Raw genomic sequence first — 13,655 nt, forward strand, 5'->3', positions numbered from 1 at the left:
GTATGAGTTTTCTAGAAATATCCACATTAGAGAAAACTAAGAATAATAGGGCAGTTAAAATACAAGTTCCTATATATTTACCACATAAATTATCCAAGAAAACAGGTAAAGTTAATGGTATTGATTATAGAAAACTATTTTTAAACCATCTAGAAACAGGAGAAGCATACCAAGTTGAATTGATAAAAAGAAATGGTAAGTATTATTGTCATATTACTTTTGATGTTCCTAAAACGGAAATACTTTATACAGGACATAATGGAATAATAGGTATAGATACCAATCCAGATGGTTTTGCTTTAACCATGATTGATAATAAGGGTAACTATAAATGGCATACTTATTTGAAACAAAGTGAGTTACTATATGCTAGGAGTAATAGACGTGAAAATTTATGTGGTGAACTTGCAAAACAAATTGTATTAATAGCTAAAACTTATGGTTGTGGTATTGCTATAGAAGATCTAAAATTTAAAAACGACAAAGATGTAGGGAGTAAATTTGCAAGAATTAAACATGGATTTATATATAGTAAGTTACTAACTGTGCTTGAATCAGCATGTATACGTGAAGGTATTGAGATAATCAAGGTTAAGCCACAATTTACAAGTAAGATAGGTTTGTATAAATACTGTCATCAATATGGAATGGTAGTTCATAATGGTGCAGGAATGGTCATAGCAAGAAGGAGTTATGGATTTAAAGAAAGAGTACCAAAGATATTAGTTGATAAGTTTATTGATGATATAGAAGAATTTAATACATATAATGAATGGAAAAAATGGACTGTAATAAATAAAAATATAAAAGGAAAGGTAGGTGTAAAGCCTGATTTGTGGTTAATTAATAGGAAGAAATTATTAGGAATAGCAAGTTAGAAGTAACTTAAAAATAGATGTATTGCCTAAGTACACCTAGTAGGAAAAGCTTAGGTGATTAAAATATTTTGAGGAATGGGTAACTCCCATAATCTTGTAGGACTCTATTGGGATAATTGAACAATAGTGGCAAGACGAGATTTAGCAATGCTATCCTAGTGGTTGAATCCTGTGATACCACCATCTTATTAGTCCGGTAAGGTGAAAAACCTTAACGATAGTGCATGTTACTATTTAGTATGGTTTTAGAAATCAGGTAACGAAAAATGATAAAAATGTCAAAAAAAATGAGTATTTTACTGAGTACACTTCTTTTAACAGGAATGATATCAGGATGTTCTACAGCAGGTACAGCAAAAAAAGATATCAGCAATGGGGTAATTGCTAAATTTAATCAAGGAAGTATTGAACATAATGAACTATTTAACAGAATGTTGAAAACTTCAGGTATGTCAGCTGTCTTAGAGATAGCCGATGCTGAAATATTAAACAAGATTTTACCAGCAACGGATGATATGAAAAAAGAAGCAAAAGAAAAAATTGACGAAATAAAAAAATATTATGGGGATTCATTTAAAGATGTTCTTAAATCTAGTGGAATTAGCAATGAACAAGAGTATCTTAATTTGTTACTTCTTAGCCTTCAAAGGAGAGCATATATTACAAAATATATTGAAGATAATGTTTTAACCGATGAAGAGATTAAAAAATATTATGATAATTATGAGCCTAAGATTAGAGCTAGTCATATTTTGATTAAACCAGCAAAAGATACGAAAGATGATTGGAATAAAGCATTAAAAGAGGCAAAAGATTTGATAGCACGATTAGATAAAGGAGAAGATTTTGCAAAGTTGGCAAAAGAGTATTCAGCTGATAAAGGTTCTGCTATAAATGGAGGAGATTTGGGTTCATTTGGAAAAGGTCAGATGGTACCAGAATTCGAAAAAGCTGCATATGCTCTTAAAGTAAATCAATATACTAAACAACCGGTTAAATCAGTTTATGGATATCATATTATTTTAAAAACTGATGAAGATAAAAAGGGAACTTTAGAAGAGATGCGTCCTAATATTGTAAAAACATTATCAGAAAAAATTCTTAAGAGTGATAATAAGGTATCTAGTAAAGCATTAATAAAGATGAGAAATGATAATGGATTTACTATTAATGATAAAATTATAAAAGATCAATATGATGCTTTTGTAAAAAAGATAGAAAGTAGTATTAAAAAATAGTGTTTTATTGATTTGGGTAAGTTAGATAGAGAAAAAATATTTTGAAATAGTAAGTCTGATCTAGTATATTCAATGAGACTATATATCAAAAGAAAAGTATAAAAAATAAATGTTTATTCAAAAAATGTTATTTTGATTCAAAATAACATTTTTTTTATTATTTGCTAATTTTATAGCGGATTTATCGGTTTTATAAGATCCAACTTCTATAAATTGGAGATTAAAGCGTTTTGCTTAGTAAAATGAGTTCACTTATATAAATGAAAGAGTGAAATTTGATGTTTTAATTTATTAAAACGTTTAGTATGAGCCAGTTTTTTGAAATAAAAATAATTTTTAAAATATATATTAAGGATAGCAAATATACAACGATTATATAAATAAGTAAATTTTGTATATTAGAAATCTACAGATATTATAGGAGGAAGGCTTAGATATGAAGATATTATTTGAATATGATGAAAAGGAATATTTGCCTATTAGCACAATATCTGTTATAGGTGATTTTAACGATTATAATCCTGAAAAGGGCAATATGGTGAAAGATAATAATACTTGGAAATTAAGTTATGATATTGAACCAGGGGAGCATAGATATAAATTTCTTATTAACGGTAATCTAAAACTTAATGACCCAATGGCGAATATATATTTGCCAGATGAAAATGAAGAACTTTGGTCAACAATTATGATTAATGATAAGAATGAAAGACTTTATAACAACGCGCAATATACGGTGCACATAGATAAGTATAATATTACTTCTGTTATCAATGATGATTTGAATGCTATTAATAAAAAGAATTTTAATATATTTTTAGATGAAAAAGTAGTTACAAGGTTTGATTTTACTAACGTAACTGGGCTACATACAGTAACAGTGGCATGGTATACTCCAAAAGGGGAGTTGTTTCAAACAACGGATAACAATTTATTTAAACCTAGCGAAGAAGATAAACCGATAAGGATGTGGTTTTGGATGGATTTAAAAAACAACACACAAAAGTATCCTTATGGAACTTGGAAGATAAAATTATTTATAGATGGAGAGTTTATTTTAGAGGATCAGTTTAATTTATCAGAAGCAAATGCTTATTCATCAAAAGGTAAAATATTATATTAATATAATATTAATTTTAAATAAGAGGAGTGAAGAATATGTATACTAACAAAATTAGTGTAGCTAATGCTAATAATATTAATTTGTACGAAGGAGGAAACAATAAAGTAAATAATAGGAACATAAAAACAAATGTAGTTGCTAATGGTAGTAATGATGTGAAAGAAGTTAAAAATAATTATAAAACATCAGTTGCTGAGAATATTAGTACTTCAAAGAAAAAAGTAAGTGAGAATACTAATACAACTAAAAGTTCTATAGGAGGTTTCTTTAAATCTGCATTCAAATCATTTTCTTTTGCATTAAGTAATGTAAATAAATTTGCAAAGACAGCAGTATCTATAAGCAAAAGCGTCATAAATACTGTTAGTTCAGTTTCGAAAATCGTTAAAGATACTATAGAACCAGTAAGCCGAACGATAAAGACAGTTTCAGAATCAGTGGCTAAAAAAATAAGTAAAACTGCTTCAAAGGTAGCAAGTACTGTGAAACAATTGACAACTACAGCCTCGGATTTAGAACAATCAGCTAAGGAGGTTAGAGACTCTGTCACATCTATATTTAGTACAGCGACAAGAACAGGAGTTTCTATAAGTGGAGATGTTGCAGAAATAGTGGCATCATGTGCTCAAACCGGAATGAATATAAATTCTATAGTGCATGATCCGACTAAAGGAATTATAAACAAGGGAGTAGAAACTGTACTTTCTATAAAAAATTGTATAAATTCTATAAAAGAGCCTGCAAAATCGATAGTAAGTAATGTATCTATAGCATATAAAGATATCGAGAAAGATTATCAAAAAACAGTAAAGAGTGCAAGTGAATGTATGTATGATATTAATATAATTAAAAATGCTACAATATCGGTTAGTGAGCAAGTAATTTCTACTGCAAAAACTGTAGCTAGTGAAATTAAGGCCGCTAGTATAGACATAGCGGATAAACTAGAAGAACCGTCAGAAAGGATTAAAAAAGTTGTTGCTCAAGGAATAGATGAAATTGAGGACGCTTATAACAATTATAAAAATGATGATAGTACACCTGTATATGCTTAAAATGATTGATTGATTTTATAAGACTTTTGTTGCTATTAAGTGTGAGATTGAAGTTTTTGTTTCTTTTCTGTTTTTATACTTTTTGATTAAAAGGGATATTTTGCATATCTCTTGTGAAAAAAAATTTAAAAAAAATGTTATTTCGACAAGAAATAACATTTTTTTTGATTTCTTTATGATATTATATTGATAAAGAAAAGTTGTGAAAATTATGTAGAAATTTATACAAAGATAGATTTGCGCACAAATGAATATAAATGTTTAAGAAACTATATATTTTCTTAAAAGGCAAACTTATTGAAAAATAAGGACGCAAAGCCAAGGACCTAATGAGAACAAGTATTGGTAGACAAGTTCTTTATGGTAGCCGGTTGCAGAAAGTGGTTAAAAAAAGCATTAAAGCACTTCTGTATTTTTAAAGGAAATATAGAAGTGTTTTGTTTTTTATTACTTGAGGTATTAAAAAATAAATAGTGTATATTTGAGTTTTTATTTTCTTTTTAAATGCCTGATATAGTATGAAATAAGGAACGGGGGTGACAAAATGGAATGTAGGGAAAAGCTAAATTATTATGATTATACAACGAGATTATCTAATAGACGATATTTTTTGAGATTTTTTGAGAGTAAGATTGATGAATTTGTTATAGTATTATTGGATATTGATGATTTTCAGTATATGAATAATATCTATGGATATAAATATAGTGATAGATTTTTGAGAGAATTTAGTAATAGATTAAATAATTTGGTTGGTGAGAATAGAAATGTTTTTATTTGTGATTCAAACCAATTTTTAATTGCTATGCCTAAAATCAATTTAAAGATAATTAATAATAAAATAAAGTTATTACAGAAAAAACTAAAGGAGATTTTAATAATTGATGATAAGGAGATTGTTTGTTCTGTAAGCATGGGTATTTATGTAACAGAAGAGGGGGATAGTATTGTTGATGCTTTAAGAAAAGCTGAAGTCGCACTTCATGAAGCAAAACTAAAAGGAAAAGGACAATATAAATATTTTAATAAGAAAATTGAGGAAAAAGTCTTGCGTAAGGCGGCTATTATAAATGAAATTAAAAAATCAGTTGTTAGAGATGAATTATATTTATTATATCAGCCTATTTTAGATTTAAAAGAAAAAAGGATTACAGAAGTTGAAGCACTCATAAGGTGGCAAAGTAAAGAATTAAAGGGTGTTTCACCATCAGAATTTATTCCAATTGCTGAAGAAATTGGTTTCATAAGAGAGATTGGGTACTGGGTAATTAATAAGGTGTGTGAACAGATAAGAGAGTGGAATAAACAAAATATACAAATAAAGGTTGCAATCAATGTTTCACCAAATCAATTTGAAGATAAAAAACTTTTGAGAAATATTAAAAGAATTTTTAAGAATAAAGGTATTGAATTTAATCAGGTTAAATTTGAGATAACAGAAACACAAATGCTTGAATCAAAAAAAGAAAATATAAAAGATTTACAAGAGTTAGTTGAACTGGGGGCAATTATTTCTTTAGATGATTTTGGAACAGGATATTCGTCAAATAAGAATATGGCTGTTTTTCCGATATCAGAAATAAAAATAGATAAATGTTTTATTGATAATTTAAAAGATGATAAAAAAGAACAGGTTTTGGTTAAATCGGCAATAGCTACAGCACATGAACTTGGATATACTGTTGTAGCAGAAGGAGTTGAAAAAGAAGAGCAGTTTGATAAATTAATAGAATTAGGTTGTGATAAAATACAAGGTTTTTACATAGGAAAACCGATGAATGGAAAGGAGATTATTGATTTTTTAGATTAAAGGCTTATTAGGTAGGTTAAAAATGATTGCATAACTTATGAAGGGAGGAAAATTTATGAAAAGTAAAGATTTAAAAATTAATGAGGGAAAGAATATGTTAAAAAATATAAAAATTACTCATTTGCTGGCAGTGTTATCAATTATTGCATTTGTCTCTATAATGGTTGTATCAGCTATAGCTATTAAAGGTATGAAGCAGAATAACGAGAATATGGAGAGTTTATATAATGATACGATGATGACTTCTCTTGATATTAAAAAATTAGAGACAGAATTTTATTCTATAAGACTTCAAATGGCGAAGATTACTTATTTAAATCAGTATGATGAGAAAGCTGTAGCTATAGTGGAATATAAAAAAGAAAATGTTTTTAAATTGTTTCATAAGTATAAGAATTCAAATATGACAGAAGAACAAAGAAAACTCTTCAACGATGTAGAACAAAATTATAAGAGATATTTAGATAGAGTTGAAACATTTATTAGGAAAATTATAAGGGGGACGATAATAAGCGAAGAAGAGTCTAAAGAATTAACAATGTATGCGGATGCGGCACAAAATAGTATAAGCTCATTGGTTAAGTTAAATGAAAAAATAGCATCTGAAGTGATTGAGAAATCAAATAAGGAATATAAGAGTTCTATTACAAGTTTTTATATGATATTTCTAGGATTTATTATATTATTTACGATATTTTCACTTATGTTAATAAAATTGATTAAAGGTTCAATGAAAAAATTACATGATGCATTACTGAAATTAGCAAAATATGATTTTAGTATAGAATTAGATGAAAGTGGTAAAAATGAATTCTCTGATATGAATAGAGAATTGGCAGCAGTAGTACACAATATGAAATATGTTTTAGCAGGTGTCAAAGATAATTCAGAAAATTTAGTGGCAAGTTCTCAAAATCTTAGTGCAATGTCTCAACAAATGGCATCATCATCTAATGAGCTTTCCAATACAATGCAACAGGTATCAAATGGGGCTGTTTCTCAAACTCAAGATTTGAATGATATAGCTAAAATCATATCTCAGTTAACTGATAGTATTGAAAATGTTTATTTAGAATTACAAAGAGTGAAGAATGAGACTGAAAACACAAGCGATAAAGCTAATATTGGAAAAAGAGAAATGGATAATCTTATCAAGTCGATAAATGAAATTAAGAATGCATTTGAAATAGTTGTTGATAAGGTGAGCAATTTAACGAAATCAGTGAGAACAATTAGTGGATTTACTGATATAATTTCAGGTATAGCGGATCAGACGAATTTATTAGCATTGAATGCTGCAATAGAAGCAGCTAGAGCCGGAGAAACTGGTAAAGGATTTGCAGTAGTAGCTGATGAAATACGAAAACTTGCAGAAGAATCAAGAAAATCAACAGATGAAATAGTAAAACTTGTATCTTCAATAAACAGTGATACAGATGAGGTAATAAGTACTGCTAAAGATGTTGAGAATTTTATAGCAGAGCAATCGGAGTCAATTGAAAAAACAGTTAATTCATTTGGAGATATATTAATATCAGTACAAAACATTGCTCCATTGATGGAAAGAACTTATAATGGAATGGATGAAATTGTTAATTCGAAAGATAAAGTGTTAAGAAGAGTTGAGGAGGTTAGTTCTGTGACAGAAGAAAATTCGGCTGCAGCAGAAGAAGTTGCTGCATCATCGGAGGAATTAACATCATCTACTGATTCTGTTTCATCTATGGCTCAAAAATTGAGTGATGTTGCAGAAGAATTAATGGATATTGTTAGAAAATTCAAGGTATAATAAATTATAAAATAATAAAGTACACAACATCAAAGTATAGTAAAGCTTGTATTATTGGCATTTGACAATAATGAAACAAATATGTATTATATACTTGCATGTTGTTATTTAAAATAAACATCCAAAATCTTTGATTTGGGTGTTTATTGATTCTACAAGACTTCCACTTCTATAAGTGGGAGATTGAAGCTTTTTGCTTCAGGTGGAGTAGAGTCTCCACCTGAAGTCCCGATGTTTTGCTTTAGCAAAATGAGTTCACTTTTGGGATGGAATATAAAAATTGAATTTACATCTAAGATAAATTAAAATTATAATATGAACGAAGGAGAATGAGAATGACTAAAGTGTTAAAATTTCATAAAGAAGGATTTAATTGTGCAGAATCTATGGTAAAGGCAATGAATGAAGAAAAAAAATTAAATATTCCAATTTCGATTGCAAGTCCTTTTGGTACGGGTATGTCTGTTTGCAGCACTTGTGGTGCAGTTACAGGAGCACTTATGGTTTTAGGGGCAATAAAAGGAAGAGAGACATTAGAAGAGGTTAATGAATCGAGAAGAGCTGCTAGAGAAATAATGAGCAGAGTAAAAGAGGAATATGGTACATATGAATGTTTAGAATTAAAGAAAAAAGGGGTATCTTGTAGTGAGATAATAAAGTATACTTATGATGTTTTACAAGAGTATGTATAGAATATATTAAATTAAAAGACGATACCTATAATAGTGAGTTCTGTTATTATAGAATGTATGTATAGAACATATTAAATTAAAAGTTGAACTGTACTCCATTTTGTTAGGGTTTTCATGTAGGTATAAGTTATACTTGCAAAGCTTTTAAAATCGTATAATTCTCTAGATAAAAATACAGATTTTATAACTTGATAAGTATATATTAAATTGAAAGAGGGGCTATATATGAAAATTTTGCATACTGCAGATTGGCATCTCGGAAAGAATTTAGAGGGTGAGAGCCGTATGGAAGAGCAGGAAGCATTTTTAGAAGATTTTGTTAGTATTGTTGAAGAAAATAGTATCGATATGGTTATAATTGCAGGTGATATTTATGATAGTAGCAATCCACCTGCAAGGGCTGAAAGAATGTTTTATAAGGCTTTAAAACAAATATCTAATAATGGTAAAAGGATAGTTTTGATTATTGCAGGAAATCATGATAATCCAGACAGATTAGTAGCAGCGAGTCCTCTTGCATATGAGCAGGGGATTTTGTTTTTATCAAAACCAAAGAGTTGCATAGAAATAGGCGAATGTGGTATTCATAGAGTTGTTGATGCAGGAGAAGGATACTTAGAAGTCGATATAAATGGAGAAAAAGCTGTTATTATAACTATGCCTTATCCAAGTGAGAAAAGATTAAATGAAGTAATTTATGATAGTATTGAAGATGACGACAGACAAAAAGCATATAGTGAAAAATTAGGTGAATTGTTTACAAGGCTTTCAGAAAAATTTAGAGATGATACTATCAATATTGCTGTATCACATCTGTTTGTCATAGGTGGAGAGGAATCTTCTTCGGAACGAAATATACAATTAGGAGGAAGTCTTGCTGTTAAATCCTCAGATCTTCCTTTAAAAGCACAATATATTGCATTGGGGCATCTACATAGGCCACAGGAAATCAAGAATAAAGGTACAAGAATTGTTTATTCAGGGTCACCTCTTCAATATAGCAAGAGTGAAATAGGTTATAGTAAATGCTGCTATATTGTGGATATTAAAGCTGGACATGAACCAGAAATCAGCAAAATATTTTTTAAAAATTACAAACCAATAGAAGTTTGGAAATGCGAGAATGTAGAACAAGCAATAGAAAAGTGTAAACAAAACTCAGATAAAAATATGTGGGTATATATAGAGATTAAGACAGATAAATATATTACTCAAGAAGAAATGAAAATAATGAAAAGATTGAAAAAGGATATATTGGAGATAAAGCCTATAATAACGGGAAATGATGATGAATATGAAGAGTATTATGATATAAAAGAGAAAAGCATGTCAGAACTTTTTAGAGAATTTTACAAAAAACAAAGAGAAGTTGAACCTAGTGAAGAATTAATGGATTTGTTCTTAAACATAATTAAAGAGGAAGGAGGCGAGGAATAGTGAAACCTGTAATGCTTAAAATAAAAGGTCTTAACAGTTTTATAGAAGAACAAATAATTGATTTTGAAAAGCTAACTGGAAAAGGATTGTTTGGTATATTTGGACATACGGGAAGTGGAAAGTCTACTATACTTGATGCAATAATAATTGCTTTGTATGGGAAAATACCCAGAGAGAGTACAGATTATATTAATACCAATTGTGATAGGCTTACATTAAGCTATGAATTTGAAATAGCACAGGGTAGAGAAAGAAATAGGTATGTTGTAGAGAGAAGTATAAGAAAAGATAAGCATGGAGCGTATAAGACAGCATATGCAAGAATTATAGAAAAATGTAGAAATGGTGAATGTAAAATAATCGCAGAAAAATCAACAGAAGTTAAAGGAACTGTTGAAAAATTGATAGGACTTACTATAGACGATTTTACACGTTCAGTTGTTCTTCCTCAAGGTAAATTTAGTGAATTTTTAAAGCTTAAAGGCAAAGAAAGAAGGAATATGCTTGAAAGAATTTTTGCTCTTGAAAAGTATGGCAAGAGATTGGGAGAAAAAATAAGAAGTGCCAGAAATGGAGAAACAGCTAATAAAAATATTTTAGAGGGTGAATTAAAAAAATATGAGGGATTTTCGGAAGATGATTATAAAGAAAAAGTAATAGAACTTAATGATTTGATAAATTATGAAAAAGAATTAAGAAAAGAGAAAGAATATTTGTATGTAAAATATGATAAATATAATAGAATTTGGGAACTTCAAAATGAGCTAAAAATATTTGAAAGTGAGCAACAAAAATTAGATAGTAAAATTAATTATATAAATAATAAAAAAGATATAGTAGAAAAAGCAAAGAAAGCACTTGAGATAAAACCATTTATTGATGCTTTAAATGATACAAAGAACAAAATTGAAATAAATCAGAAAGAGTTAGATAATTTATGTATTAAATTGAAAAAAATTGACAAAAAACTTAAAGAAGTAGAAGACAAGTATCGTGAAGTACAAAAGGATAAAGATGAAAAGATACCTATGCTTGTCAAAAAGGAGTCAGAGCTAAATCAAGCAATTGAAATAAATGATAAAGTAAGTAAATTAGAGCATGATAGGAATCAACTTTTGGAAAAATATAACTCAATTAAAAAGGATATTGGTGAGAATGAGATTAAATTAGAAAAAATAGGGGATAATATTAAAAAGTATACGAAAAAAGAGGAAGAAATAACAACAAGACTTCAACAAATAGAAATAGATCCAGAATTTAAAGAAAAAGTTCAAATGGCATATGAAAAAGAAAATAAGTATAATGAGTTAAAGGTAGAAAAGGAAAAAATAGAAAGTAATATAAATGCAAAACAAGAGCGTGTAAGAGAATTGCAAATGAAATATACTAAAATACTGGAACAACAAAAAGAACAAAATGATAATGTGTTGAGTATTGAAAATAAATGTAGAGATTTAGAGAATAATTTCCCGGGTGATAATAATATGTTGCTCGAAAAGCAAAATTCCCTAAATGATTTAAAAGAAACATTGCATAAAGCAATAAAAAATGACAAAAAAAGAGAAGAAGTACAGGGAAAATTAGATATAACGATTTTATCTAAAGCAAGTATTGAAAAAGAATTGATTGAAATTAATCAAAAAATTAATTATAACAAAGAGCTTATAGAAATATCTGAAAGAAAAATAGAAGAAATAGAAGATAGTAATAGAGCATCCATTTTAGCAGCTAAGCTTAAGCAAGGGGAACCTTGTCCGGTATGTGGTTCGACTCATCATATTAATTTGGCACACGATATAGATATTTACGATCTAGAGGAAGAAAAAAAATTAAAAAAGAAATTAGAAAAAGAAATTAGAGAATTAGATAAAGGTTTAAGAGAACTAGAAAAGAAATTTGCAGCTTATGAAAAAGAAGAGGAACACTTAAAAAATGAATTATATTTGCTAAACGAGGAATTAAAAGGGATTAACATAGAAAAATTAACATTAGAGTATGATAAAGCTGAAAAGGAACTTAATAATTTTAAAATTAAGCTAAATGATTACAGTATACAAAAAGAAAAATTATATAAATACTTATCAAAAGAAAAAGACAATAAAAGTAAAATTGATACTGAAGTTGTCCAAATTAGTGAAAGATTAAAAAATGAATGTAAATCAATAAGTGAGTTAAATATAGATTTAGGTAAAATAAATGATAAAATTGACGAGATTTCAAAGGAGTATTTTGCTTTTAAGGAAGAACTAGGACTGGACAATGTAAAATCTAAGATAGATGAAATTAAAAAATTTGAGAAGGAAAGCAATAAACTTCAAAAGCTTCAGATTAGCGTAAGAAAAAATATTGAAGAAAGTAAAGCTACTAAAGAAAAATTAAATAAATATATAACAGATTTAAGAATTGAAATGACAAAGGTTATTGAAATTGGTAAAGAAAAAGGTGAAAATATAAATGGATTAAAAGAACAAGTATTAAAGTTGACAGATGGAAAAGATGCCATAGAATATTTAGAAACTATAAGGAGAGATATAAAAAATATAAATAAATTAAATGAAGAAATGAAAGAGCAGTTTGAACTGACTAAGGAAAACCAAAAGAATATTTCAGAAAATGTTTTGAGCAGAGGTCAGCAGATAAAAATGCTTATGAATTTGCAATCAGAACAATTGAATAATTTAAATGCATTAATGAAAGAGAAAAACTTTAATAGTAAAGAAGAAGTACTAAACAATATCATTTCAGAAAGTGAATTAAAAAAGTTTGATACAGAGATAAAGTATTTCGAAGATAACTGTAAAAATGTCAAAAGCAATATATGTAGAATTCAGAAAAAGCTAGGTAATGAAAAAATAGAAGAACATGAATGGAATGATATTAAAAATAGAAAATTAGAAGTCGAACAATTGCTAAATATTAAAATAAAGGAAATAGCTACAAAACAAAAAGTTGTTGATGATATGAAAGAAGACTTAAAAAAGTTTAAGGAATTAAAAAAGAGGGAAAGAGAAATAGAACACAGATTGAGTTTGTTGAATGATTTAGATAAATTAGTGCAGGGAAATAGATTTGTTGAATTTGTTGCTATGAATAGGCTTAAATATATTGCTCGTGAAGCATCGAAAAGGTTAAAAGATATAACAAATAACAGGTATGCTCTTGAAATTGATGGAGAAGGTAATTTTACAATAAGGGATGATAAGAACGGTGGTGTAGTAAGAGAAATCAGTTCATTATCAGGTGGAGAGACTTTTTTAACATCGCTGGCGTTGGCATTAGCACTTTCATCACAGATTCAGCTAAAAGGTAGTGCACCGTTAGAGTTTTTCTTTTTAGATGAAGGATTTGGAAGTTTGGATAGTGATCTGTTAGAAGTTGTTATGACTTCTCTTGAAAAACTTCACACAGATAAGTTATCAGTAGGAATAATAAGCCATGTTGAAGAATTAAAAAACAGAGTCCCAGTTAAGTTGATAGTTACTCCTGCTGAACCTGGTGAACATGGAAGTAAGGTCAAATTGGAATATAGCTAAGGTATTTTTGGTATATTCCATTAATATCAATAGGAACTATTTACTACTGATAATAATAGTGTTATAATGGTGTCAAATTTAAGTACCAAATTTTGAAAGG

Annotated in this window: 9 protein-coding genes and 1 riboswitch; all 9 genes read left to right on the forward strand. The window is 28.3% G+C overall.

Annotation, left to right across the window (positions count from 1 at the left end; all coding sequences use genetic code 11):
* On the forward strand, positions 1-878 hold an 878-nt coding region (locus CLTEP_RS09065; RefSeq protein ID WP_153016310.1), incomplete at its 5' end, for an IS200/IS605 family accessory protein TnpB-related protein.
* A gap of 275 nt (positions 879-1,153) precedes the next feature.
* The gene (locus tag CLTEP_RS09070; RefSeq protein ID WP_161938365.1) at positions 1,154-2,116 is read left to right on the forward strand and encodes a peptidylprolyl isomerase; all 963 of its coding nucleotides are present in this window, start codon (positions 1,154-1,156) and stop codon (positions 2,114-2,116) included.
* A gap of 436 nt (positions 2,117-2,552) precedes the next feature.
* Positions 2,553-3,239 carry an early set domain-containing protein gene (locus CLTEP_RS09075; protein ID WP_066825749.1) on the forward strand — a complete coding sequence of 229 codons (687 nt, stop codon included), beginning with the start codon at positions 2,553-2,555 and terminating at the stop codon, positions 3,237-3,239.
* Positions 3,240-3,274: 35 nt separating this feature from the next.
* Positions 3,275-4,294, forward strand: coding sequence for a hypothetical protein (locus CLTEP_RS09080; RefSeq protein WP_066825752.1), 1,020 nt, complete (start codon positions 3,275-3,277; stop codon positions 4,292-4,294).
* Positions 4,295-4,571: 277 nt separating this feature from the next.
* Positions 4,572-4,673: riboswitch (cyclic di-GMP riboswitch) on the forward strand.
* Between the two features lie 165 nt (positions 4,674-4,838).
* The gene (locus CLTEP_RS09085; protein WP_066825755.1) at positions 4,839-6,104 is read left to right on the forward strand and encodes a putative bifunctional diguanylate cyclase/phosphodiesterase; all 1,266 of its coding nucleotides are present in this window, start codon (positions 4,839-4,841) and stop codon (positions 6,102-6,104) included.
* A gap of 55 nt (positions 6,105-6,159) precedes the next feature.
* Positions 6,160-7,893: a methyl-accepting chemotaxis protein gene (locus tag CLTEP_RS09090; RefSeq protein WP_066825758.1), complete on the forward strand. Its 1,734-nt coding sequence runs from the start codon at positions 6,160-6,162 to the stop codon at positions 7,891-7,893.
* Positions 7,894-8,228: 335 nt separating this feature from the next.
* Complete coding sequence (locus CLTEP_RS09095) at positions 8,229-8,585, forward strand: C-GCAxxG-C-C family (seleno)protein (RefSeq protein WP_066825761.1); 357 nt, start codon at positions 8,229-8,231, stop codon at positions 8,583-8,585.
* Between the two features lie 225 nt (positions 8,586-8,810).
* On the forward strand, positions 8,811-10,022 hold the full coding sequence (locus tag CLTEP_RS09100; protein WP_066825763.1) for an exonuclease SbcCD subunit D: 1,212 nt from the start codon (positions 8,811-8,813) through the stop codon (positions 10,020-10,022).
* Positions 10,022-13,555: an SbcC/MukB-like Walker B domain-containing protein gene (locus CLTEP_RS09105; RefSeq protein ID WP_066825765.1), complete on the forward strand. Its 3,534-nt coding sequence runs from the start codon at positions 10,022-10,024 to the stop codon at positions 13,553-13,555. Before CLTEP_RS09100 ends, CLTEP_RS09105 begins: the two co-directional genes overlap by 1 nt.
* Positions 13,556-13,655: the final 100 nt, after the last annotated feature.

Source organism: Clostridium tepidiprofundi DSM 19306, assembly GCF_001594005.1.
GTDB classification, from domain to species: Bacteria; Bacillota; Clostridia; order Clostridiales; family Clostridiaceae; genus Clostridium_AC; species Clostridium_AC tepidiprofundi.